Origin of the sequence: Alkalilimnicola ehrlichii, assembly GCF_003399765.1 — a bacterium.
GTDB lineage: Bacteria > Pseudomonadota > Gammaproteobacteria > Nitrococcales > AK92 > AK92.
This window is the reverse complement of sequence record NZ_NFZV01000006.1, coordinates 37,543-60,933: the sequence shown is the minus strand read 5'-3', so window position 1 is coordinate 60,933 and position 23,391 is coordinate 37,543. Positions and strand designations below refer to the sequence as shown.

The 23,391-nt window shown below is 59.3% G+C and carries 19 protein-coding genes and 2 pseudogenes; 10 read left to right on the top strand and 11 right to left on the bottom strand.

Going from position 1 to position 23,391, the window contains the following annotated elements; genetic code table 11:
• Genes rsmD through CAI21_RS07570 form a run of 3 tightly spaced genes read right to left on the bottom strand, consistent with a single transcriptional unit; the run spans position 1 to position 3,241 of the window.
• Positions 1 to 582 carry a 16S rRNA (guanine(966)-N(2))-methyltransferase RsmD gene (rsmD, locus tag CAI21_RS07580; protein WP_116301738.1) on the bottom strand — a complete coding sequence of 194 codons (582 nt, stop codon included), beginning with the start codon at positions 580 to 582 and terminating at the stop codon, positions 1 to 3.
• Positions 579 to 1,907 carry a M16 family metallopeptidase gene (locus CAI21_RS07575; protein ID WP_116301737.1) on the bottom strand — a complete coding sequence of 443 codons (1,329 nt, stop codon included), beginning with the start codon at positions 1,905 to 1,907 and terminating at the stop codon, positions 579 to 581. The genes rsmD and CAI21_RS07575 overlap by 4 nt, the downstream gene beginning before the upstream one ends.
• Positions 1,904 to 3,241, bottom strand: coding sequence for a M16 family metallopeptidase (locus CAI21_RS07570; RefSeq protein ID WP_220347787.1), 1,338 nt, complete (start codon positions 3,239 to 3,241; stop codon positions 1,904 to 1,906). The genes CAI21_RS07575 and CAI21_RS07570 overlap by 4 nt, the downstream gene beginning before the upstream one ends.
• 603 nt (positions 3,242 to 3,844) lie before the next feature.
• Between CAI21_RS07570 and ftsY the strand changes: the two genes are divergently transcribed.
• From ftsY to rpoH, 4 genes are all read left to right on the top strand, one after another.
• Entirely contained in the window at positions 3,845 to 4,900 is a 1,056-nt protein-coding gene (ftsY, locus tag CAI21_RS07565) for a signal recognition particle-docking protein FtsY (protein WP_404840859.1), read from the top strand.
• 12 nt (positions 4,901 to 4,912) lie between these two features.
• Entirely contained in the window at positions 4,913 to 5,587 is a 675-nt protein-coding gene (gene ftsE / locus CAI21_RS07560) for a cell division ATP-binding protein FtsE (protein ID WP_116301735.1), read from the top strand.
• Positions 5,587 to 6,546 (top strand): permease-like cell division protein FtsX, encoded by a 960-nt coding sequence (gene ftsX, locus CAI21_RS07555; RefSeq protein ID WP_116301734.1) that lies wholly within the window; start codon positions 5,587 to 5,589, stop codon positions 6,544 to 6,546. The genes ftsE and ftsX overlap by 1 nt, the downstream gene beginning before the upstream one ends.
• A 243-nt stretch (positions 6,547 to 6,789) precedes the next feature.
• A complete protein-coding gene (gene rpoH / locus CAI21_RS07550; protein ID WP_116301855.1) occupies positions 6,790 to 7,659 on the top strand; it encodes an RNA polymerase sigma factor RpoH in 870 nt (289 codons plus the stop codon).
• A gap of 73 nt (positions 7,660 to 7,732) precedes the next feature.
• Here rpoH and CAI21_RS07545 read toward each other — a convergent pair whose 3' ends face one another.
• Both CAI21_RS07545 and radC read right to left on the bottom strand, forming a co-directional pair.
• Positions 7,733 to 7,981, bottom strand: a complete 249-nt coding sequence (locus tag CAI21_RS07545) for a hypothetical protein (protein ID WP_147305057.1) — start codon at positions 7,979 to 7,981, stop codon at positions 7,733 to 7,735.
• Between the two features lie 52 nt (positions 7,982 to 8,033).
• Entirely contained in the window at positions 8,034 to 8,708 is a 675-nt protein-coding gene (gene radC / locus CAI21_RS07540; RefSeq protein ID WP_116301732.1) for a RadC family protein, read from the bottom strand.
• Between the two features lie 109 nt (positions 8,709 to 8,817).
• Between radC and coaBC the strand changes: the two genes are divergently transcribed.
• From coaBC to argB, 4 genes are all read left to right on the top strand, one after another.
• Positions 8,818 to 10,449, top strand: a complete 1,632-nt coding sequence (gene coaBC / locus CAI21_RS07535) for a bifunctional phosphopantothenoylcysteine decarboxylase/phosphopantothenate--cysteine ligase CoaBC (protein WP_116301731.1) — start codon at positions 8,818 to 8,820, stop codon at positions 10,447 to 10,449.
• Positions 10,450 to 10,492: 43 nt separating this feature from the next.
• Complete coding sequence (locus CAI21_RS07530; protein WP_116301730.1) at positions 10,493 to 10,882, top strand: hypothetical protein; 390 nt, start codon at positions 10,493 to 10,495, stop codon at positions 10,880 to 10,882.
• Positions 10,825 to 12,984: a phosphomannomutase/phosphoglucomutase gene (locus tag CAI21_RS07525; protein WP_258868037.1), complete on the top strand. Its 2,160-nt coding sequence runs from the start codon at positions 10,825 to 10,827 to the stop codon at positions 12,982 to 12,984. Before CAI21_RS07530 ends, CAI21_RS07525 begins: the two co-directional genes overlap by 58 nt.
• Before the next feature lie 96 nt (positions 12,985 to 13,080).
• On the top strand, positions 13,081 to 13,983 hold the full coding sequence (gene argB / locus CAI21_RS07520; RefSeq protein WP_116301729.1) for an acetylglutamate kinase: 903 nt from the start codon (positions 13,081 to 13,083) through the stop codon (positions 13,981 to 13,983).
• Positions 13,984 to 14,098: 115 nt separating this feature from the next.
• Here argB and CAI21_RS07515 read toward each other — a convergent pair whose 3' ends face one another.
• The 6 genes and pseudogenes from CAI21_RS07515 to icd all read right to left on the bottom strand — a co-directional run.
• Positions 14,099 to 14,740, bottom strand: a complete 642-nt coding sequence (locus CAI21_RS07515) for a DUF4124 domain-containing protein (protein WP_116301728.1) — start codon at positions 14,738 to 14,740, stop codon at positions 14,099 to 14,101.
• A gap of 287 nt (positions 14,741 to 15,027) precedes the next feature.
• A complete protein-coding gene (gene pfkA / locus CAI21_RS07510; protein WP_116301727.1) occupies positions 15,028 to 16,029 on the bottom strand; it encodes a 6-phosphofructokinase in 1,002 nt (333 codons plus the stop codon).
• A gap of 9 nt (positions 16,030 to 16,038) precedes the next feature.
• A complete protein-coding gene (pyrE, locus tag CAI21_RS07505; protein ID WP_116301726.1) occupies positions 16,039 to 16,689 on the bottom strand; it encodes an orotate phosphoribosyltransferase in 651 nt (216 codons plus the stop codon).
• Between the two features lie 58 nt (positions 16,690 to 16,747).
• On the bottom strand, positions 16,748 to 19,387 hold the full coding sequence (ppc, locus tag CAI21_RS07500) for a phosphoenolpyruvate carboxylase (protein ID WP_116301725.1): 2,640 nt from the start codon (positions 19,385 to 19,387) through the stop codon (positions 16,748 to 16,750).
• Positions 19,388 to 19,569: 182 nt separating this feature from the next.
• Positions 19,570 to 19,986, bottom strand: coding sequence for a CBS domain-containing protein (locus CAI21_RS23690; RefSeq protein ID WP_116301724.1), 417 nt, complete (start codon positions 19,984 to 19,986; stop codon positions 19,570 to 19,572).
• A gap of 104 nt (positions 19,987 to 20,090) precedes the next feature.
• Positions 20,091 to 21,328, bottom strand: a pseudogene (gene icd, locus CAI21_RS07490) (isocitrate dehydrogenase (NADP(+))); the annotation flags it as partial.
• Between the two features lie 597 nt (positions 21,329 to 21,925).
• Between icd and CAI21_RS07485 the strand changes: the two are divergent.
• Together CAI21_RS07485 and CAI21_RS25510 are read left to right on the top strand one after the other, a co-directional pair.
• Positions 21,926 to 22,948 (top strand): annotated as a pseudogene (locus tag CAI21_RS07485) (acetyl-CoA C-acyltransferase); the annotation flags it as partial.
• Between the two features lie 86 nt (positions 22,949 to 23,034).
• Positions 23,035 to 23,280: a hypothetical protein gene (locus CAI21_RS25510; RefSeq protein WP_309544677.1), complete on the top strand. Its 246-nt coding sequence runs from the start codon at positions 23,035 to 23,037 to the stop codon at positions 23,278 to 23,280.
• Positions 23,281 to 23,391: the final 111 nt, after the last annotated feature.

Below are 23,391 nucleotides of genomic sequence, written 5' to 3'. Positions count from 1 at the left end.
TTATTCATCCCCCTGTTTGGGAGCTTGCCGTATAGCGAGGCGGAACGCGACGCGTCCTGCTTGGCGTTCTCGCACCAGCTCCCAGTTTGCCGGTAGCTCAGGCATGGGCTGAGACTTATCCAGCTCCAGATAAATTCGTGCCTCCGGTGCCAGCCAACCGTTTGCTTCGAGTAGCTGACAGCAGGGTTCGATGATAGCGGAGTCGAACGGCGGATCAAGCAGTACGACATCGAAGGGTTCGTCCGTTCCGCGTTTTAAGAACGCCAAACCGTCTTGGCAAACGATGTCGATCATGCCCGCATCGAGCAGCTCCCGGTTTGCCTTTAGGCTGGCGTAGACCTTTGGCGAACGGTCCACCAACTGCACGTATTTGGCGCCGCGAGAGGCGGCTTCAAAGCCCATTGCACCGCTGCCGGCGAATAAATCCAGGCAGCGGGCGCCGGGGATTTGGACTTGGAGCCAGTTAAATACGGTCTCCCGCACCCGGTCCGCGGTAGGGCGAAGGCCCTTCACGTTGGGAAACGGCAAGCGGCGACCACGCCACTCGCCGCCTATGATGCGTAAGGTTTGTCCGCCTTTCATTCGTCCTCGTCCGCCAGTATGCCTTCCGGCCCGACCAGGATTCTAACCCGATGCTCGGGGTCGAGCCGGTTTTGGAAACTGCTGACGATCGCCGCTTGCGTGACCGCCTCCACTTGGCCGATAAAGGTGTCCAGGTGGTCGAGCGGCAGCCCGTAGAAACCGATCATCGACACGTAGCCGACGATTTTCCGGTTGCTGTCGATATTTAGCGGGAAGCTGCCGGTGATATTTTCTTGAGCGGCTTGCAGGCGGTCGGCGCTAGGGCCTTCGGCGCGGAATTCGACGAATAGGTTTTCTAGTACCTCTAAGGCCTCGCCGGTGCGATCGGCGCGTACCTGGGTGCCGAGGATAAACGGCCCACGCTCGGCACTGGGTACAAAGTAGCTATAACTGCTGTACGACAAGCCGCGCCGTTCGCGCATTTCGTGCACCAGCATGGATACCAATCCGCTGCCGCCGAGAATGTGATTGCCGACGTAGAGCGGGAAGTAGTCCTCGTCGCCACGAGCAATGCCTAGCTGGCCGATCAAAACGTGGGTTTGCGCCGACGGATAGGGGATATGTACGGTTTGCGGTTCCGGCGGCTCAGGCTCCGGTAGCTGCGGCGCGCGATCGCCTGCCGGTAAATCGGCTAGCAGCCGCTCGCTAAGCTCGCGCGCCTCGTTCGCGCTTAGGTCGCCGACGATGGCGAGCACGGCATTACCTGCCGTGTAGTACTGCTCGTGAAACTCAACGACGGCCTCGCGGCTCAAGGCGCGCACGCTATCTTCGGTACCTTGCGGGGCACTGGCATAAGGATGGTCGCCATAGAGCGCTTCGTATAAGGCGCGCTCGGCAATCGTCGGCGGCGATTGCCGCTCGGCTTGCAGGGCGACTAGCATTTGCCGCCGCTGCCGCTCCAGATCCGCCTCCGGAAATTCCGGTGCGGCAAGAATCATGGCTAGCGTATCGGTAGCGGCAGTCAGCGCTTCCGGCCGGGTTAGGCTGCGTAGTTGCAACCATGCCATGTCGCGTTCGCTGCCGCTGGAGTAGCGTGCACCGACCGACTCGAAAGCTAATGCCAATTCATCTGCATTAAGGCCGGCCGCGCCTTGGCTGAGCAGGCTGTTGGTAAGCCGTGCGAGGCCGGCCTGCTCGCCGTCGCGAGCCGCGCCGGCATCGAAGGTAACGCGCAGATCGACGATCGGTAGCGTTTCGGTCTGGACAAAATAGACGCGAGCGCCGTTGTCCAATTGCCAGTGCCGTATTTCCGGGCTATTGGCCTGTGCAAGCGGTAGCCATAGCACGAGCCACAGGATCGACAGCGTACGTAGGAAAGGCCTCATTCTTGTTCACCTCCCTGGCGGATCGGCTCAAGCAGGCCGACCGTCAAACGATCGGGAATCAAATAGCGTTGTGCCACTTGCTGAACTTGCTCCGGCGTCACCGAACGGATGCCGGCTTCGAATCGCTCCAGTTCGCGCCAACCGATGTCGGCGGTTTCCAGCATCCCGATCTGCATGGCTTGATAAAACATCGAATCCAGTTCGAACAGGTGATCGGCCATAATCTGATTTTGCGCTCGTTCAAGCTCTGCCTCGCTAATCGGTTCCTCCCGCGCCCGTTCGATTTCGGCGTTCAAGGCCTGTTCCAGCGTATCGAGGCCGGTATCGCCTGCTGGATTGGCGCTGAATAAGAATAAAGTGTCGAGCCGCGCGATCGGCGAGTAACTGGCGCCGGCGGAGGCGGCGATCTCCTGACCTCTGACCAACTGACTCGGTAAACGGGCCGCCGAGCCGCCGCTGAGGACGGTGGCCAATACCGTCAGCGCGTAGGTTTCCCACTCCTCATCGGCCGTAGCGCCGGAGGGGACTTGATAGCCCATCACGATCACCGGTACTTCTGCCGGAATACGCACGGCGATGCGGCGTTCTCCCGGGGCGGGAATGTCGTGGGACGGTTTCGGCGGCGCTATATCTCGTGCCGGTACGTCGCCGAAGTATTCCGCCGCCAGGTCGCGAACCGCTTCCGGCTCGACATCGCCTACCACGATCAGAATGGCATTGTCCGGGCCGTACCAGCGGTCGTACCAGGCCTGGACGTCGTCCAGCGTCATGTTGTCCAGGTCTTCTTGCCAACCGATTATCGGTTGGTGGTAGGTGCTAGAGGTGTATGCGGTGGCAAAGAAACGCTCCATCATTACCGCAGTGGGGATATCGTCGACGCGTTGCCGCCGCTCTTCTTTGACCACTTCCATTTCGTTGACGAATTCCTCTTCCGTCAACTGCAACCGGTGCATACGATCGGCCTCCAACTCAAAGGCGATAGCCAGGCGGTCGGCGGCAAGTTGCTGGTGATAAGCGGTAAAATCGCGTCCCGTCATCGCGTTATCGCGACCGCCGTGGCGCGCGATAATGTGCGAGAATTCGCCTGGAGCGAGCCGTTCGGTGCCCTTGAACATCATATGCTCGAGCATGTGCGATATGCCGGTGACGCCCCGATATTCATAGCTCGATCCAACCCGGTACCAGAGTTGCGAGACGGCTACCGGCGCTCGGTGATCCGGGCGTACTAGCACAGTAAGGCCATTGTCGAGTTCGTACTCGTAGATGCCTAAATCATCCGCTTGGGCCATCCAGGCGACGGCTAATAAGCAAATGGTGACGATGATCCTTTTCATATCGCTCCCAATCTGTCAGAAAGATGCGGTAGCAGGAAGAGCCGGTTGTACTACTTGACCGGCCGGCACCGGAATTGTTCAGCATTTATTGCCAATGGCCGTATATGAAGGTGCCGGGGTGTGCTTTTAGCACGAGCGATTAGCCGCGTACTTTCGTTGGTCTAACCCTAATGCCCAGCGGCGTTCCTTGCGAGCTTTACGGCCCTGCCCGAAGGGGTAAGGGAATTGTTCAGTGTTTCCCCAACAGTGGTAGGATAGCCAACACTGTTTTTCTACTGCCAGCGTAAAGGATCATAACAGCCCATGTGGGGTTTCCGGAAAAAGGACAAGTCGAAGCAAAAGCCCGAAGCAAGCGGCGCCTCCGAGCGTTCGATCGAAGAGCGGGCGTTTGAGCGGCCCGAGGTCGGGGCGGAGTCGGCATTGATCGCGCGTGGCGGTCCGGAGCCGGAATTCGCCGCGTCGCTAGCCGAGCAGGGCGAAGCGGAAAGTTTCGTTGCCAGGCTGCGGGCCAAGCGGCCGCCGGCCGAGCAGGCGCCGGTGACGAAAACGCCGGAGCAGCCTCCACAGGCTGCGGTCGAGCCGCCGCCGGCACCGAAAACGCAAATGCCGGCAGCCGAACCCGAGCTGCCGCCGGAGGAGCCCGCGGCGGAGCCGGAGATTCCTGCGCCAGCAGAGCCTGAGCCGATAGCAGAGCCTAAACCTGAGCCGGCACCGGAGCCGAAAACCAAGCAAAGCTTGTTCGCCCGTTTACGAGCGGGCTTGAACAAGACCGGCAGCGGCTTGACCGAAGGCTTGGCCAGCTTATTTCTGGGCAAGAAAACCATTGACGACGAGCTGCTCGAAGAGCTGGAAACGCGTTTATTGTTAGCCGATGTCGGGGTGGACGCGACGCAGCGAATTCTCGACGGCGTTACCGAAACGCTCAAGCGCAAGGATTTAAACGACGCCGATGCGTTGATGCTGGCCTTGCACGAGAACATGGTCGCTATTCTCGAACCTTGTAGCGAACCGCTACGCGTCGACGAGAGCAAGCAGCCGTTCGTTTTGCTCGCCGTCGGTGTAAACGGTGTGGGCAAAACGACCACCATCGGTAAGCTGGCGCGACGGTTCCAGAGCGAAGGACGCTCGGTATTGCTGGCTGCGGGCGATACTTTCCGTGCGGCTGCCGTCGAACAGCTCAAAGTCTGGGGCGAGCGTAGCGGGATTCCGGTGGTTGCCCAGCATACCGGGGCAGATTCGGCGTCGGTGATTTTCGACGGTTTACAAGCCGCGAAATCGCGCGGGCAGCAAGTTATGATCGCCGACACGGCCGGCCGTTTGCATACCCAGGAAAATCTTATGGAGGAACTCAAGAAAGTCAAACGGGTGCTCGGCAAGCTCGACCCCGAGGCGCCGCACGAGACCTTACTTGTGCTGGATGCCAGCAACGGCCAGAACGCCTTATCGCAGGCGAAACATTTTCACAATGCCGTGGGGGTGGACGGCATTGTGTTGACCAAGCTTGACGGAACGGCAAAAGGCGGGGTGATCTTCGCTATCGCCGACCAGTTGAAATTGCCGATCCGCTTTATCGGTATCGGCGAACAATTAGAAGATCTGCGCCCATTCGATGCGCAGGAGTTTGTATCCGCGCTCCTCAACGAGGAATTGCGGGATTGAGGTGAGTGGTCGATGATCCGCTTCGTGGGGGTAAGCAAACGCTACCCTGGGGGCTTCGAAGCCCTTCGACACATTAATCTGGAGATCGAGCAAGGGGAAATGGTGTTTATTACCGGCCACTCCGGGGCTGGTAAGAGTACCTTACTGAAACTTATTCCCTTGCTCGAACGGCCGTCTCGTGGCCAAGTCCTGGTCAACGGCGTTAATCTGGCGCGTTTGCGTAAGGGGCGGATTCCGCACTTACGACGGCGGGTCGGGGTAATTTTTCAGGATCACCAGCTCCTGTACGACCGCCCAGTGTACGATAATGTCGCGTTGCCGCTAGTCATTGCCGGAGTCCCCCATCGCGAGGTCGGCCGCCGTGTGCGGGCAGCGCTGGATAAAGTCGGCTTGCTCAATAAAGAGCGCTCCTACCCCATTACCTTGTCCGGCGGCGAGCAACAGCGCGTGGGGATTGCTCGCGCTGTGGTCAGCCGCCCGCCGATTTTGATTGCCGACGAGCCGACGGGCAATCTAGACCCTGCGTTATCCGCCGAGATCATGGGCTTATTCCAGGAGTTCAATCGCGTTGGCGTCACCTTGTTAATCGCCAGTCATGACTTGGAGCTGATTCGCCGCTTAGGGCAACGCGTGGTATGCCTTGAGCACGGCGAGGTGATCGACGACTGGGCGGGGGTGGCGGCGTAATGGCGGCCGGGAACCCGCGCGCACGGTCTAATCGGCTCCGGCAGTCGGTGGACGCCTGGGGTAGTGCCCACTTACGTGCTTTATTCGCCTCGCTGGGGCGCTTGTATCGGGCACCGTTACCGAGCTTGATGACTGCGGCGGTCATTGCCATCGCGCTAGCGTTGCCGGCGGGCTTTTTGCTGATGTTGGCTAACGCCGAGCGCGTCGTCGGTAGTTGGGAAGGCAATGCCCAGATCTCCCTATTCCTGGAGCTAGGAACCGACGCCGAACATTATCGAGCGCTGGCCAGGGAGCTGCGGGGGCATACCCAAATTGACTCGGTGGACGTGATCACGCCAGAGGCAGCGCTGGAGGAATTCCGGCGTTTATCCGGTTTCCAGGAAGCTATGGACTTGCTGGACGATAATCCCTTGCCGCCGGTTTTGGTTGTCCGGCCGGTATCGGGGCTGACGCCGGCGGAAGTCGACGAGCTGGTTGGCGACTTGCAGACACAGTCCGCTGTCGAGCAATTACGGCTCGACCAAGAGTGGTTGCAGCGGCTGCATGGCATTATGCAGCTTATCCAGCGCGGCATATGGGTGATTGCGGTTTTACTGGCCGTTGCGGTGATCCTGGTCGTAGGCAACACGATTCGGCTGGATATCCAAAATCGCCGCGACGAGATTGTGGTAGCCAAATTGATTGGTGCCACCGATGCTTTTATCCGCCGTCCCTTTCTGTACGAAGGTATCTGGTATGGCATAGCCGGAGGCCTCTTGGCTGCCTTATTGATCGAAGTCGGACGTTTGTTGCTGGGTGGGCCGGCGCGGGAGCTGGCTGTCTTATACGGCAGTAGTTTCTCGTTACAGGGCTTGGGTTTTGTCGGCATTCTCCGATTGACTCTGGCCGGAAGCCTGTTAGGCTTATTGGGCTCTTGGACGGCGGTGGGGCGCCATTTGGCTGCCATCGAACCACGTTGAGTAGCGCCCGCCTAGGATGGGCAGGCGGCGAGTCTGAGACGACTGGCGAGATCGACGGGCTCAGGGAAGAGTAATGTCGTTGTTCATGGATTGAACACTTCCTTCGGACGCGAATTTCCTCCGCGTTGAAAACTCTTTCCTCGGCCACAGGTCTAACTGAACGTGCGGGACGCATAATGAGCCGTTCCCCACCCGCCAGAGAGTGACATGGAACGTTCCTACACCTAAGGGGGGTCAATGGAAATGAGCTCCGCCTTGATTACGCCACAAGGCCCGAAACTTCTTGTCCAAGTGGGCAGCGAAGAGTCTTATATTCACACGGTCAACCGTGTTCCCATGCTGAGTGCCGAAGACGAGTATGCGCTTGCCGTTGCATATCGCAATGAGAGCAATGTCGGAGCTGCTCGGCAACTGGTGATGTCTCATCTGCGCTTTGTGGTTCATATCGCCCGTAGCTATACCGGCTATGGTCTGCCGTTGGCGGATCTGATCCAGGAAGGCAATATCGGGTTGATGAAGGCCGTTAAACGCTTCGATCCGGAGGTTAAAGTTCGGCTGGTTTCGTTCGCCGTGCATTGGATTCGTGCCGAGATCCATGAATTCATTTTACGAAACTGGCGTATCGTCAAAGTGGCCACTACCAAGGCTCAACGTAAATTGTTCTTTAACCTGCGCGGTCGTAAGAAACGGCTAGGCTGGTTGAGTTACGATGAAGTGAGAGCGGTGGCAACGGACTTGAACGTGAAGCCGGAAACCGTACTAGAGATGGAATCCAGGCTTAGCGGGCAGGACGTCGGTTTCGATGCGAGGCCGGACGATGACGACGAAGACAGTGTTGTCCGAGCCCCAGCGGCTTACTTGGAAAATAACAGCCTTGATCCCGCAACCGAGATCGAGCAGGACGATTGGCGACGCTATCAATCCAAGGCGTTGCATCAGGCGCTATGTCGGCTCGATGAGCGGAGTCGCGATATTGTACAGCGGCGATGGCTGGGCGAGCAGAAAACCTCGCTGCAAGAACTGGCCGATGCCTATCATGTTTCCGCCGAGCGCATCCGGCAACTCGAGAAAAATGCGATGAAGAAACTTCACGCCGCGATGGTCGTTTCTTAGCATTCCTTTTAATATCTAGGCTTGATGCATAAGAGGGGGCGCTTTCTTGGTGCCCCCTCTTTTTGTCAGGCTCTTAGCGGTCGTTCTGAAACCAGTCTTGCGACTCCCAGGGCTGAGAACTTTCCAAGCGTTCTTGCAGTGCTTGCCGATTGAGCGAATCGAGTTCTTGTTGAGCATCCAGGCGAGTGCTCGAGCCCATCATCGCTTTGCGGATTTCGCCGCCGCCGCGGGGAAAGAACAACAGCACTTGCATGCCGTAAGATTCGCGCCCTACGGCAACGTCCCACTCCTTGCCTTCGACATCGATGAGTGTGCGCATCATTCTCCCCTTGGAAAGTCCGGAACAGTCCGCACGCGACGCTTCCCTTAATCGATTACAGTAGGCCGCGCTCCGCGAACGATACTGTCATACCGTCGCCGACAACGAAATGATCCAATAGGCGAATATCCACTAAAGCTAATGCTTCCTTCAGTCGTCGCGTCAATGCTTCGTCGGCACGACTCGGCTCGGCAACCCCTGAGGGGTGGTTGTGAGCAATAATGAGCGCTGCGGCGTTGTAGCCCAAGGCTTGTTTCACCACCTCGCGAGGATACACGCTGGCGCTGTCGATAGTGCCGCGAAACAGCTCCTCGAAGGCGATTACTCGGTGGTGAGTGTCGAGAAACAGGCAGGCAAAGACCTCGTGGGGTTGGTCGCGAAGGCGAGCGAGTAAAAACCGGCGGGTATCGTCGGGGCTGGTCAGTGCATCGCCGCGCTGCAATCGCTCCCACAAATGGCGGCGCCCCATCTCCAACACCGCTTGTAACTGCGCGAACTTCGCAGGCCCCAGACCAGGGTGCAGGCAGAACCGAGCCAAATCGGCTTGTAATAACCCGCGCAGGCTGCCGAAGGTTGCAAGCAGCTCCCGAGCCAGATCGACGGCCGTTCGGCCTCTGACGCCGGTGCGGAGAAAGATGGCGAGTAATTCGGCATCGGATAAGCTTTGTGTCCCTTGAGCGAGTAATTTCTCGCGCGGCCGTTCGGTTGCCGGCCAATCCGTTATCGGCATGTGACCCTCCTGGTCGTAAGCTTGAGAAAATTATTGTGTGTTTGCTTTACTTTGACGAGCGTGACGTTTCGGTTAATCTGTCGCCACTTTCCCGCAGTTTCCAAATGATATGCCAACTTTACTCGGTAGCAACATCTTACTTGGCGTGACCGGCGGCATCGCTGCGTATAAAAGTGCCGACCTGGTGCGTCGGCTCAAGGACGCAGGGGCCGAGGTCCGGGTAGTGATGACGGAGGGGGCGACACGTTTTGTCACGCCGCTGACGTTTCAGGCTGTCTCGGGCAATCCGGTACGGCTCGATTTGCTCGATCCGGCCGCGGAGGCTGGAATGGGGCATATCGAGCTGGCGCGTTGGGCGGATACGATCCTCGTCGCTCCGGCCAGTGCAAACTTCATGGCTCGCCTAGCGCAGGGCATGGCGGATGATTTGCTAACGACCTTATGCCTGGCCACCGAGGCGCAATTGGTCCTGGCTCCGGCGATGAACCGCATCATGTGGCGTAATCCTGCGACACAAGCGAATGCGGACCTCTTACGAGGGCGTGGAGTCCGTTTGCTCGGCCCGGGCGAAGGGGAGCAGGCTTGCGGCGAAGTAGGCGCCGGACGGATGTTGGAGCCGACCGAGTTGGTAGCGGCCTTGATGTCTGGCGAGGAGTTGGCGGGCGTGGAGGTATTGATTACCGCCGGGCCGACCCGCGAGCCGATCGATCCGGTGCGTTACATCACCAATCGCAGCTCCGGCAAAATGGGCTTCGCGGTGGCCGCCGCCGCGCAAAGGGCCGGTGCGCGCGTTACCTTAGTGAGCGGGCCGGTTGCCTTGCCGACGCCGGTAGGCGTTGAACGAGTCGATGTCGAAACGGCTGCGGAGATGCATGCGGCTGTGATGGCGCGGGTCGAGCAGACAGACGTATTCATCGGCTCGGCGGCCGTTGCCGACTATCGTCCGGCCGCGGCAACACAATCTAAGATCAAAAAGAACCAAGCAGAGATGGCGCTGGCGCTGGCACGTACCGAGGATATTCTCAGTGCGGTGGCCGCACATCCGGCCCGCCCCTTTACCGTTGGTTTCGCCGCGGAAACCGATCGGCTTGCCGAATATGCCCGAGGTAAGCTGGCGCGTAAACGCTTGGATATGATCGCAGCGAACTGGGTTGGCGGCGAAACCGGGTTCGATAGCGCCGACAATGCCCTTGAGGTTTTCTGGCCGGAGGGGCACCAAGCCTTGGAACGGCAGCCGAAGGCCGAGCTTGCCGAAGCACTCATACGACTCATAGCCAAACGGTACCATGAAAAAATACAACTTAAGATTCTCGATTCGCGCCTGGAGCGCGATTTTCCCCTGCCTAGTTATGCAACCGACGGCTCTGCCGGTCTGGATTTGCGCGCTTGCCTGGACGCGCCCTTGACGCTGGCGCCTGGAAAAACCGAGCTGATCCCGACCGGGATCGCGGTTCACATGGACGATACCGGTTTGGCGGCGATGATTCTGCCGCGTTCGGGGTTAGGTCATAAACACGGTATCGTCTTAGGTAATCTGGTCGGTTTGATCGATTCCGACTACCAAGGACAAATCTTCGTATCTTGTTGGAACCGATCGGAAACGGCGTTTACCGTGGAGCCCGGCGAGCGCATTGCTCAGCTTGTGTTCGTACCGGTGGTGCGGGCCGACTTCGAGCTGGTCGACGAGTTTGCCCCGAGCACGCGCGGCGATGGTGGTTTCGGTCATTCTGGGCGTCACTGAGCGGGGTCGTACGACACGCCGGCGCAGGGCAAAGGGATAGGCTATGAAGCTCAGCGGACGACGGCAAAACAAGGCGAGCGAAGCTGTGCGACGGGAGCAGGGAGCATCGCGCAGTAGCCGATTCCTGTGGTTGCCTTATTTAGCGATACCGCTTGCGGTTGCGCTAGTCGCAGCGTTGGTTTTGAGTAGCGTTGCCCGACAAGCGTTACAGCGGGATGCCGAACGGGCGGCGCTTGAGCAGGCCGGACAGCATGCTCAGGAAGCATCCGCCGTGCTGGCCAATTGGTTACGCCGCGATTACTCGCGGCTAGAGCGCTTGGCTCGCGAGGAAGGTTTGGGCGAGGTGTTGGCCGGCCTGCCGGAGGGGGCGGGTTTTTGCCTGTCGAAACCTATATCGATCGTTTTCCAGACGCTCAGCGCCTATTACTGGTAACGGGAGAGCATTTCGAGCCGGACCTGCAAGCCGAGCCGCCGATCGGTTATGCGATGGTCGATATGGCCATGCAAGCCCGCGAGACGGGAGAGCGGCCAGCGGCCGAGGTTCATTTCCCAGGGCGAGACGAGGCCCACGTTAATCTGCTGCAACCGGTGGTCGAGAACGGGGTCGTTATCGGGCATCTCGTACTGACTTACCCTATGAATTACGTCCGCAACCTGCTGCCGGCGCAGTTGGGGAGCGGATGGCAGTTGCAACAAGCTACCGAGCGGGACTGGGTGACGGTTCTGCAAAGTGGGCGGCTGGGCGAGCATTTAGCGGGAGCCGACGTGCAGGATAGCCGTTGGCATTTGCGGGTGTTAGCCGATCCGGGGTCGCAATCCGGCCGTCTGCCGGTATCGGTGTGGGCGCTATACGGTGCGGTCTTTGTGCTGCTAACGCTAAGTAGCGCCTTCGTTGCCGGGTATTTGGCGCGCCGACGTCGCGCCCGGCAGGAGGCTCGCTTGGCGAGTAGATTAGGAGGTGCCAAATCTACTGGTACGGAGCCCGCCGTCGCAACGCAGGAGCTGCAGCCGGTTGCTGCCGAGCCCTTGCCGAGTGTGGCAGGTCTAGCCCTGGAAGAGGTTTATCAGGAGAGGGTGATGGAGCACCGGAACGCGGACTCGGCTCAGGAGGAGCGGTTGGTTGTGCGGGAGGGGCGTGCCGAGGAGGCGCCGACGGCATCGCTCGATGCGGCGATTTTGCGCGCCTACGATGTGCGCGGCGTTGTCGGTGCCGGCCTTAATGCGGATGTGGTGCGTTTACTAGGCCAAGCCATCGGCAGCGAGGCGGCCGATCACGGCCAGCAGGAAATCGTCGTCGCCCGCGACGGACGATTGACCAGCGAAGAACTGGCGATTGCGCTTATCGAAGGACTACAAGCAGCCGGGCGAGATGTCGTGGACATCGGGCGGGTGCCGACGCCGTTGATGAACTTCGCGACCTTTCATCTGCAGACCGGTGCCGGAGTGATGGTAACCGGCAGTCATAACCCTCCCGAATACAATGGCTTAAAGATAGTCGTCGGCGGTCGGACGTTATCTGGCGAGGCGATTCAAGCCCTTGGGAAACGGGTAGAACAGGGCCGTTTTGTCGCCGGCGAAGGCGGTTATCGTCGCCTGGATATCCTGCAGGATTATATCGAACGGGTCGTCGGCGAGATTACCTTGGCGCGGCCGTTGCGCATCGTCGTGGATGCCGGAAACGGCGTCGCCGGCAGCGTCGCCCCGGCTGTTTTTCGAGCCTTGGGTTGCGAAGTCGAAGAGCTGTATTGCGAGGTCGACGGTCGTTTCCCTAATCACCATCCCGACCCCACCGTGCCGGGAAACCTGATTGGGTTAATCGACCGCGTGCGCACGCTTGAGGCAGACGTGGGTTTGGCATTCGATGGCGATGGAGATCGGCTCGGCGTGGTTGACGGGGAAGGCCGTATTATCTGGGCCGACCGCCAGATGATGCTGTTCGCCCGCGATGTGCTGATGTGTCATCCCGGGGCCGATATTGTGTTCGATGCAAAATGCTCCGCCGATTTAACGCAGCTGATTTTGGATCACGCCGGCGTGCCGGTCATGTGGAAAACCGGCCATTCCATGATCAAAAACAAAGTCCACGAAATCAATGCGCCGTTAGGGGGCGAGTTGAGCGGCCATATTTTCTTCAACGACCGTTGGTATGGCTTTGACGATGCGGTCTATGCCGGTGCTCGTTTGCTGGAAATACTGGCTCTGGACCCGAGAGAGCCGGCGGCTGTTTTCGCAGAGTTACCGGATGCCCTGAGCACGCCGGAAATACGTGTCGACCTGGCCGAAGGCGAGCCGGAGCGGATTATGGCTACCTTGTTGGCCGACCCGGGAGCCTTATTCGAGCAAGCCCATTACACCCTGGTCGATGGTATTCGTGCCGATTTCGCCGACGGCTGGGGCCTGGTTCGTGCGTCGAATACCACGCCAAGCCTGGTGTTGCGTTTCGAGGCGCGCGATGAGGCGGGGATGGCGCGGATTAAGGGCATGTTTCGGAAGCGTTTGTTAGAGCGCTTTCCTGAACTCAGTTTGCCTTTCTAGCCTTCTACGAGCGTGTTAGCGGCCACTTAAGCTTGACACTGTCCCTGGAATCAGCATGCTTGCGTACCTGCACGTTTATCACCGGAACGGAGAGCCATGAGCGCACCCGCGACCCAAGTAGCCCACGTACTGATCGAAGCCCTGCCATATATTCAGCGTTTCAGCGGCAAGACCATCGTCGTTAAGTACGGCGGTAATGCCATGACCGAGGAACACTTAAAGCACAGCTTCGCCCGCGACATCGTTTTGATGAAACTGGTGGGATTTAATCCCGTCGTCGTACATGGCGGCGGGCCGCAGATCGGCAAGTTGCTCGATCGGATCGGCAAGGAGAGCCGGTTTATCGAGGGGATGCGGGTTACCGATGCCGAGACCATGGACGTTGTGGAAATGGTGCTTGGCGGCTTGGTCAACAAGGAAATCGTCAATCTGATCAATGCTAAAGGCGGACGCGCTGTCGGCTTGACCGGCAAAGACGGCGACCTGATTCGTGCGCGTAAGCTGACCTTGAGCCGCCGTCAGGCCGAGCAAGGTAGTGAGGATGTCGATATCGGTTTTGTCGGCGAGGTGGCGAGCATCGACGCCAGCGTCGTCGATATGCTCGACCACGGCGAATTCATACCCGTTATCGCGCCGATCGGTGTCGGCGAGGATGGTCGTTCCTATAACATCAATGCCGATTTGGTGGCCGGAAAAATTGCCGAGGTACTGGGTGCGGAGAAGCTTATTCTGCTGACCAATACGCCCGGCGTGCTCGATAAGCAAGGCGAGTTGTTAACAGGCTTGAATGCTGCCCGGGTGGAGAGCTTGATCGAAGACGGCACGATTCAAGGCGGTATGTTGCCAAAGATTCGTTGTGCGTTAGATGCCGTGCAAGGCGGTGTGCGCGCTGCGCATATCATCGACGGCCGAGTGGAGCATGCGGTGTTGCTGGAGCTGTTTACGGATCAGGGGGTGGGTACTTTGATCCATGGCAGCGGTCAAGGGGGCGCCGAATAAGCGTCCCGAGCACCGAAAGGGGCACGCGCCCCAGGCTTGCCAACCCATAAAGCCCCGCCTTAGCAGGGTGCTTGCGGAAGTTATCGCCTGTGCCCCGTAAGGGGCTACAGGCCCCCTAGCGTTCCGCCGCCTCTCGCCTGAGCAGGTACTGGAAGCGCTCGATATCGGCCTCGTAGCGGGCTTCCGTCGTGGCGATTTCGGCTTCTGTCGTGGCGATGAAGACCTGGTTTTCCTCAATACGAGCACGTAGCACCTGGATGCGCTCGTGAGCGTCGTCGGCATCGCGCCCGGAACGCTCTAAGTCGGCGGCCCGTTGGCGAGCTTGGTTAAGCTGACCTTCCAGGTTGACGATTCGGCCTTCGGCAAGATGAATGCGGCCGCGCAAGGCTTCGATACGATCGTCCCGAATGCGTTCGATATCCCGCACGCTGGAGAAGGTAAGCCTTAATACCCGGTCGTGTTCGGCTTGTCGTGCGGCTTCCTCTTCCAAGCGCCGGCGTGTCTCTGCTTCCGCTTGCTGTTGCCGCTTTTCCGCCTCGATTTCTTCGCGGGAGCGCGCGGGTGCTACGCGATCAAGCGTTCGGCCGTCCGAGCTTTTTACGTCGCGCCCCTGATGCGCGTGCTCCGGTGGCACATGGTCGCTGTAATGCACATTGCCGTGTTCGTCCACCCAGCGATATAGCCGTGCTTCGCCGAGCACCGGCAGCGCTAAACACAGGGGTAGGACGAGTTGAAAAAGCCTGACGGTTGCCTTCATGGTCGTTTCTTCTTGTTTTCCTGTCGCTGTTGCCGTCTCGGGCGAATGGCGAAGCGAGACCCGAGATCATTTTATAATTCATCTGAAAATCAACGAATCATCTCCGTTATCTACATCCTAACGTATATAACGAAAAAGAGGGGAAGATCGCTACCGTTAAGCATCAAGAGCAGAAAGAAGGTAATTAAAACAAGGTAATGCTGGGAGCACGTCATGTCGCTCCCAGCGCTTTTCTTCCGGTTGGCCTGTTCGGTTTGGCCCCGGAAGCCAAAGTTATCATGCAGTGTCTAGGTGGCGAGTATCTGGGCAAGATCTATGAGTTCGTCGGGAACCACTTTTTTGTTGCTGACAATATCTTGCAGCGGTACGGTGACCACTTCAGCCTTGCGCACGCCGACCATGACGTTCGACGTCCCCGCTAACAGATAATCGACCGCAACGCTGCCCAGATACGAGGCCAGTACGCGGTCGTGGCCGGTTGGGCTTCCCCCGCGCTGTACGTGGCCGAGGATGCAGGCTCTGGCCGGATAGCCGGCCACACCGAGGTCATGCGTCAACTGGCTCGTCAGTTGTGGGTCCTCGCCTTCGGCGATAACGATCAGGCTGGAGAACTTGCGGCGCCGCAGGCTGTCGTTGAGCCGTTCGCAGATCAATTGGAAGTCGATCGGGTGGCCGGGCATGATGATGTTCTCGGCACCGCCGGCGATGCCGACGGAGGTGGCGATAAAGCCCGAGCTTCGCCCCATGACCTCGACGACGAAAACACGCTCGTGCGAAGTCGCGGTATCGCGCAGTTTATCGATCGATTCCAAAGCGGTATTCACCGCCGTGTCGAAACCGATGGTGTCCTCAGTGCCGAAAATATCGTTGTCGATCGTGCCCGGTAAGCCGATGACCGGAAAACCGGTTTCCTCTTCCAGCCGGTGCGCCCCGGTCAACGAGCCGTCGCCGCCGATGACGACTAACGCCTCGATGCCGGCAGCGCGTAGTCGTTCGGCGGTATCCGCCCGTACCTGCGGATCGCGAAACGCATCGCTGCGATCGGTTTTGAGGATTGTACCGCCGGTTTGCAGAATATTCGCCACCGAGGTGCGATCCATACACTGCCAATCCCCATTCACTAGCCCGCTATACCCTTTGCTGACCCCATATACTTCGACGCCGCGGGCTAATGCGGTCCGGGCGACGGCCCGGATAGCAGCGTTCATCCCCGGCGCATCGCCGCCGCTGGTGAGGACAGCTAGGCGCTTTAAATCGCGGCATCGTTTAGGGCTGGGTATTTTCCACATAGGGTTTCCTTAGCGGGTGCCGTACTCGTGACGGTAAGCCTGGACGGCTGCCAGTTCCTGCGCAAGCTCGCCTTTCTGCGTTAAATAATCCACGAGCGTATCCAACGATGCAATGCTCACGACGGGCACCTTGAACTGGGTCGCTACTTCCTGCACCGCCGACTGGCTGCCTGTGCCGCGCTCTTGCCGATCCAGGGCAATGGCTACGCCTGCCAGTTCGGCGCCGGCGGCATCGATCAGCGTTGCCGATTCCCGCACCGATGTGCCGGCGGAGATCACATCGTCGATGACGAGTACTTTGCCGGCCAAGGGTGCGCCGACAAGCGTACCGCCCTCGCCATGATCCTTGGCTTCCTTGCGGTTAAAGGCAAACGGCACGTCCCGGCCATGCTCGTCGGCGAGCGCAATCGCTAACGCGCTCGCAAGCGGTATGCCCTTATAGGCGGGCCCGAACACCATGTCGAACTCAACGCCGGCCTCAATGACGGCACGGGCGTAAAAACGGCCTAACTCGGCCAATGTCCGGCCGGTATTAAAAAGCCCGGCATTGAAGAAATAGGGGCTGCGACGGCCCGATTTGAGGGTGAACTCGCCAAACCGCAATACGTCGGTTGCAAGGGCAAAGTCGATAAAGGCTTGTTGGTAGGTTTTGTCGCTCATTGTGGTTCCATCTCGGCTGTCCCGCTGGCGGCAAGTCTGCCGCCAGCGGGCGCCGCGATCAACCGGTATTGCGCATTCCGGCCGCAATGCCGTTAATGGCGACCATCAAGGATTTGCGAACTTGCTCTTCTCGCCCGTGTCGAACCCGATACAGAAGCTCGACCTGAATGAGGTTGAGCGGATCGACGTAGGGGTTACGAACCTCCACCGATCGGCGGGCGATCGGGAAGTCGCCGAGCGGGTGGTCTTGGTCTGTCACTTGCAGTACGGCTTCTAAGGTATTGCGGAAATCCTCGCGCAGGCTCTCGCCCAAGCCATGCAGCTCCGGCGGTACCAGGCGGCGGTCGTAATGGGCCGCTACGTTCGGATCGCCTTTCGCCAACACCATGCCAACCATGTCGATAAAGGCCCGGAAGAACGGCCATTCTTCGAACATCGCCCGCAGCTCGGCTTCGTGACCGGCATCGAGCACTTCCCGCAGCGCAGTCCCGACGCCCAGCCAAGCGGGTAGTAGTAGCCGTGTTTGGGTCCAAGCAAAGATCCACGGGATCGCCCGTAGCCCTTCAACGCCGGTTGTCGGTTTACGCCGCGCAGGGCGGCTGCCGATGGTTAGCCAGCTGATTTCGTGCTCCGGCGTGGCGGAACGGAAATAGTCGATGAATGCGGGCGTTTCCTTGACCAGGCCTCGGTAGCGCTGCATGGCCGTCTCCGAAAGCCGGTGCATGACGTCGCGCCACTGCGGTTGCGGCGGCTTGGGCGGCCGTAGGGAGGCTTCCAGCACGGCGGTAGTGTAAAGCTCCAGGTTGCGCAGGGCGATGGCCCGCATGCCGAACTTGGCCTGGATGACTTCGCCTTGCTCGGTTACCCGTAGGCTGCCATCGACCGAACCCGGCGGCTGCGACAAAATCGCGGCGTGGGTCGGGCCGCCGCCGCGGCCGATCGACCCGCCGCGGCCGTGGAAGAGGGTGAGCTTGATGCCGGCATCGCGGAACAATTTCACCAGCGCTTCCTGAGTTTCATACAGCGCCCAGGCAGCGCTGAGATGACCGGCGTCTTTCCCCGAGTCCGAGTAGCCGATCATCACCTCTTGATGGCCTTGCAGACGGTTGCGGTACCACGGAATATCCAATAGCTGCCGCAGCGTTTCGTGTGCGCCGCGAAGGTCGTTGAGCGTTTCGAACAAGGGGACGACCCGTAGCGGCTGCGCTACGCCGGCTTCCTTTTGCAGCAGCTGTACCGCCAGTATGTCCGACGGCCGGGAGGCCATCGATATCACATAGGCTCCGAGCGACTCCGAATTTTGCTCGGCAATCGTGCGGAAGGTAGCCAGTACCTCCGCGACTTCCTCGTCGGCCTCGAAGTTTTGGGGAGTGAGCGGGCGGCGGTTTTCCAACTCCCGAATCAGGAACTCCTGTCGTTGGGACTCCGTCCATTCCAGATAAGAGCCTAAGCCGAGTTCGCGTGTTATCGCGTCAAGTGCTGCATTATGGCGGTCCGCTTCTTGGCGGATATCGACGCGCATTAGGGTGAGCCCAAAGCACTCTACCCGCCGGATCAGATCGAGTAGCCGGCCGTCGGCAACGTCGCCTGCGCCACAGGTCTGTAAGGACTGATAACAGGCCAATAGCGGCGCGAGTAATTCTTCCTTGCGCTGAAATATCTCGCCGTCCTGCGGCCGGCGCCCGGCCAAGCGGGCTTCGACCCACTGTTGCGTAAGCCGAACGCGGGCGCGGACCCGTTTAAGCAGCGCCCGATAGGGTTCGTGCGCATGGTCTGCCAGCGCGCGAATATCGTCCGTCGCGCATTGCATGGACAGTTCGCTGATCAACTCGGTCAACTCTTGTTCGTACAGCGAATTAGCCATCCAACGTGCCAGCAGGCAAGCTTCGGCCGTAATACGGTGGGTGACGCGGGGATTGCCGTCCCGGTCGCCGCCCATCCAAGAGCCAAAATGAATCGGCATCACATTCAACGGCAGTCGTCGGCCGGTGCGGGCGAGCAGGGTTTTGTCCAGGCGCCGGGCAAAGCGCGGGATAGCATGCCACAAGGTTTGCTCGACCACGGTAAAGCCCCAGCGGGCCTCGTCCAGCGGCGTTGGGCGGCGTTGGCGAATTTCGTCGGTCAGCCAGATCGCGACGACCTCGCGCCGCAGCGCGCGCCTGAGCTCGTCGCGCTCGTCCGGCGTCAGGTCTGGCCGGTCTTTCTCGCCGAGCAAGGACGCAATGCGGTTGTACTTTTGCAAGAGCGTGCGACGGCTGACTTCAGTCGGGTGAGCGGTCAGTACCAGGTTAATATCGAGTCGGCGCACCGCTTCGAATAGCGTTTCGTCCGGCACTTCGGCCAGCCGATCGAAGACGTCTTCCAGCGAGCCTCGCAGCGGCGGCGCTTCGGTATCGCGTGCCCATAACCGGCTTCGCCGCACCCGGTGATGTTGTTCGGCAATATTGGCCAGCGATAAAAAATGCGAAAAAGCGCGTACTACAGGGAGAATCAGTTCTTCGGGAAGATCTTCCAGTGCCTCTTCCAATTTTCGAGCAGCGTTCTCCTCGCCACTGCGTGCCAACTTCGACAGTTGTCGAATACGTTCGACGGTATCGTAAAGTTCTCGACTACCTTGCTGGCGCAAGGTCTCGCCCAACAGCTCGCCGAGCTGCCGGATATCCTCTCGGAGAGGGGCTTCGCTATTGTTATCGTTCACGCCTATTACTCGCTCTGCTGCTCGTAAGTAGATTTCAGCGCATACCGATACGCGTGCCGGACTAGCGTATGGTGATCGCTATCGGTTGTAGTCTGTGTTGTGGAAAAAATAAAGGGCAAAAGGTGGCGGCCGTAGCGAGTTTATCGCTACGGCCGCTGCCTATTTTTCGTCTAGAGTCGGTCTTACTCGGGAAGCCCGAAATGCTCGACGCTGGCGAAAATATCCGTATCGGAGATGATTCCGATCGGTTCGCCGCCGGCATCGACCACGGCGACACGACGAATGTTGGACTGCGACATTCTGTCTGCACATTCGTGCAGCGTCATGTCGGCGGGAACCGTGATCAGCGGTTTGCTGGCAACCTCGCCCACCGTGGCGCTGTTGGGCGAGCGGTTGGCCGCAACAATGCGGGAGAGCACGTCGCGCTGGGTCATGATGCCCCATTGACCGTCGTTACCAGGTTGGCTCATAACACTGCTAATGCGTTTCTCCCGCATCAGGTGCATGGCGTCTTCTACCGTCGTCTCCGGTGCGACCGAAATGGGGCTTGGGTTCATCAGGTCGGCGACGGTATGCGGCGTCCGGCCGGATGCGATCATCTCTTCTAGCGGATTGCGTACCCGGCGTTCTTCTCGTTCCTTGCGATCTTGTTCGATAGCCTGTTCGCGTTCGCGACGAACTCGCTCAAGATCACCCCGCCTTTCATCTGCTCGATCAAGGCGGTGGCGAAACCGGACGTCGACACCTCGGTAGCGCCTTCGATCTGGCGAGCGAAGTCATAGGTTACAACGCCTTTGCTGACGACCTGACCGTAAGCGACGGTGATCAAATCGGCCGCTTCCGTCCAGCCGATGTGCTCCAGCATCATGACGCCGGAGAATAGCAGCGAGCCAGGGTTGACCTTGTCCAGGTTGGCGTATTTCGGTGCGGTGCCGTGAGTGGCTTCGAAGACGGCCACTTCGTCCGACATGTTGGCACCGGGAGCGATGCCGACCCCGCCGACTTCTGCCGCGCAGGCGTCCGACAGGTAGTCGCCGTTGAGGTTCATGGTCGCCAGAACGTCGAATTCGTTCGGCCGTAACAGCATCAACTGGAAGATGATATCGGCAATACGGTCTTTGATGACAATCTTGCCTTCCGGCTGCTTGCCGCCATAGACGCTGTAGAGCTCTTCCTCGGTAATGGTGTGGTCGGGAAACTCCTCGCGCGCAACTTCATAGCCCCAGGTGCGGAAGGCACCTTCGGTGAACTTCATGATGTTGCCTTTATGCACCAACGTTACGCTCTCGCGCTTATGTTCGATCGCGTACTCGATGGCTTTGCGCACCAGGCGTTTGGAGCCGAACGGGCTGATCGGCTTTACCCCAAGCCCGGCTTCGTCGAAGAAGTTGGCGCCCATTTCCTCGCGCATGAACTTGGCGAGCTTTTCGTTTTCGGCGGTGCCGGACTGGTATTCGATGCCGGCGTAGACGTCCTCGGTGTTCTCACGGAAGATGACGACATCGACATCTTCGGCTTTTTCAACGGCGAGGGCACGCCCGGGTAGTGACGGACCGGGCGGACACAAGCGAACAGGTCGAGATCCTGGCGGAGGGAGACGTTCAAGGAGCGGAAACCGCCACCGACGGGAGTGGTCAACGGACCTTTGATGGAGACGACGAGATCTTTCAGCGCGGCTTTGGTTTCGGCTGGGAAATAGTCGCCGTCGTACATCTGGGCGGCTTTTTCCCCCATAAACAATTCGGCCCAGTGGATTTTGCGTTTGCCGCCGTAAGCTTGCTCGACGGCTGCATCCCAGACTTTGAGGCAGGCCCGGGTGATGTCGGGACCGATTCCGTCGCCTTCGACATAACCAAGGATAGGATTATCGGGAACTTGCAGCTTACCGTCTTTTAAGGTGATTTTGCTGCCGCTTTCCGGGTAGGAAATATGCTGACTCATTCGTCCTCCTTAGGTATCTCCACCACACCCTGCGGACTTTTGATCCGCCGATGAGGCAATAGGGCCGCTGGCCTTTACTCTTAGTAATCGATACGTCCCTTTCGAGACGTAACCAAATTTTTCATCCCAGCCATGCTAAGGCCGGCGATTGCGTCCGGGCCATGCTGCCGTTTTGCGGAGCAGGCCTAGGAGCGGGCAGCTTGCGGCAAGTGCTGCGCTCGTACGCCTTCATGCTTAGATTTGCCTGTTCAGCAGGCCGGCAAATCATAAGTGTGACGACGTACGGTTGGCGTTCGGCGAATGCCAACCGTAATTCTGCCGCGACTTGCAAGTGGCAGCCGCGCGCAACGCACCTGACCGATGGGGCGACGGATAAGACGCTTTCGCATCAACCCGAACGTCGGCTAGTTGCGTGATCGGAGTCATATTTTGACCGAGCAATGATTCGCGATCAAGGTGGCTGGTTATCATCGCGACTTGACGGGCGTTTGGTTTCATGTTGCGCTGCGTCAGGATCGACAGGAGTGTCCTGCGCTGGCCAGGCGTCTGGGCGGTAGCCAGTCAGAGCTCGGCAGACCCAAGGCGTATGCCGTTACGATGCGGTTTGCAGCCGACGCCTCTGGATTTCTACCGCCCAGACTCCTAGAATGCCATCGCCTACAAGGGATTTTGTGGGCTCGAATTCGCCAAGTGACGGTCCGGTCAATATTTACGTTCCGGCAATCCGCCACGGCAATCTATAGTATTGAAAAGGGAGAAAAGTTCATGAGCGATAACCGTGAAGTCGTCATCGTTGGGGCTGTCCGTTCGGCTATTGGTAGCTACGGTGGCAGTTTAAAGGACATGCCTCTGGGAGACCTGGCGGCAACGGTCGTTCGCGAAGCTGTGCAGCGTGCCGGCGTCGCGCCCTCGGATGTTGGTCATACCGTCATCGGCAGTGTCGTGCACACGGAGCCGCGCGACATGTATTTGGCCCGTTATACCTCAGTTACGGCCGGCATGCCCTACGAGACGCCGGCGCTGACGCTGAACCGGCTGTGCGGTAGCGGCTTGCAGGCAATTTGTACTGCTGCCAGCTACATCGAACTGGGCCAGGCCGATTGCACGGTCGGCGGTGGTGCCGAAGCAATGTCTCGCGTGCCTTACTGGTTGCCTGCTATGCGGTGGGGGCAGCGGATGGGCGATGGCAGCACAGTCGATGCCATGGTCGGTGCGCTGACCGATCCGTTCGACAAGTGCCATATGGGCATCACGGCCGAAAATATCGCCGAAAAGTGGGGTATTTCCCGCGAAGATCAGGACGAAGCGGCTGCCGAAAGCCACCGTCGCGCGGTTGCCGCGATCGATGCCGGCCACTTCAAGAGCCAAATCCTGCCGATCGAGATGAAGACCCGTAAGGGTACGGTTGTCTTCGATACGGACGAAAATCCGCGTCGCGAAGTCGATGCCGCTGGCATGAGCAAAATGCGGCCGGTGTTCAAAAAGGACGGCACGGTTACCGCCGGTAACGCTTCCTCGATCAACGATGCTGCCGCGGCGGTCGTGATGATGGCGCGTGAAACCGCCGAAGAGCGCGGCTTGAAGCCGATGGCCCGCCTGGTCGGTTACACCGTCGCCGGCGTCGATCCCAAGTACATGGGAATCGGCCCGGTGCCGGCGATCAAGCAGCTGCTTGAAAAACCGGCGTCTCCAAAGACGAGGTCGATCTGTGGGAAGTCAATGAGGCTTTCGCAGTACAGGCACTTGCCGTATGCCGGGATCTCGACCTGGATATGGCGAAAGTCAACCCGAACGGTTCCGGCATCTCGCTGGGACACCCGATCGGTGCAACCGGCGCGTTACTGACGGTGAAGTCGGTCTACGAGTTGCAGCGTACCAATGGCCGTTACGCGGTTATCAGCATGTGCATCGGTGGCGGTCAGGGCATCGCCGCGTTGATCGAGCGGATATAAGCTAAAATGACAACGGGGAGATGCCGGTGGGCATCTTCCCGTTTTTCTATCCGCAAGGAGCGGGTCGTGCCCCGCCTCCTAAGCTCGTTACGTTTATGAACGCTGCACCCG

Coding starts and splice junctions, on each gene's coding strand:
- rsmD (WP_116301738.1), bottom strand. CDS start 582: ATGAAAGGCGGACAAACCTTACGCATCATAGGCGGCGAGTGGCGTGGT.
- CAI21_RS07530 (WP_116301730.1), top strand. CDS start 10,493: ATGAAGCTCAGCGGACGACGGCAAAACAAGGCGAGCGAAGCTGTGCGA.
- CAI21_RS07515 (WP_116301728.1), bottom strand. CDS start 14,740: ATGAAGGCAACCGTCAGGCTTTTTCAACTCGTCCTACCCCTGTGTTTA.
- pyrE (WP_116301726.1), bottom strand. CDS start 16,689: ATGAGCGACAAAACCTACCAACAAGCCTTTATCGACTTTGCCCTTGCA.
- ftsE (WP_116301735.1), top strand. CDS start 4,913: ATGATCCGCTTCGTGGGGGTAAGCAAACGCTACCCTGGGGGCTTCGAA.
- CAI21_RS07545 (WP_147305057.1), bottom strand. CDS start 7,981: ATGATGCGCACACTCATCGATGTCGAAGGCAAGGAGTGGGACGTTGCC.
- radC (WP_116301732.1), bottom strand. CDS start 8,708: ATGCCGATAACGGATTGGCCGGCAACCGAACGGCCGCGCGAGAAATTA.
- argB (WP_116301729.1), top strand. CDS start 13,081: ATGAGCGCACCCGCGACCCAAGTAGCCCACGTACTGATCGAAGCCCTG.
- ftsX (WP_116301734.1), top strand. CDS start 5,587: ATGGCGGCCGGGAACCCGCGCGCACGGTCTAATCGGCTCCGGCAGTCG.
- CAI21_RS23690 (WP_116301724.1), bottom strand. CDS start 19,986: ATGATCGCATCCGGCCGGACGCCGCATACCGTCGCCGACCTGATGAAC.
- CAI21_RS07570 (WP_220347787.1), bottom strand. CDS start 3,241: ATGAAAAGGATCATCGTCACCATTTGCTTATTAGCCGTCGCCTGGATG.
- ftsY (WP_404840859.1), top strand. CDS start 3,845: ATGCCGGCAGCCGAACCCGAGCTGCCGCCGGAGGAGCCCGCGGCGGAG.
- pfkA (WP_116301727.1), bottom strand. CDS start 16,029: ATGTGGAAAATACCCAGCCCTAAACGATGCCGCGATTTAAAGCGCCTA.
- CAI21_RS07575 (WP_116301737.1), bottom strand. CDS start 1,907: ATGAGGCCTTTCCTACGTACGCTGTCGATCCTGTGGCTCGTGCTATGG.
- coaBC (WP_116301731.1), top strand. CDS start 8,818: ATGCCAACTTTACTCGGTAGCAACATCTTACTTGGCGTGACCGGCGGC.
- rpoH (WP_116301855.1), top strand. CDS start 6,790: ATGAGCTCCGCCTTGATTACGCCACAAGGCCCGAAACTTCTTGTCCAA.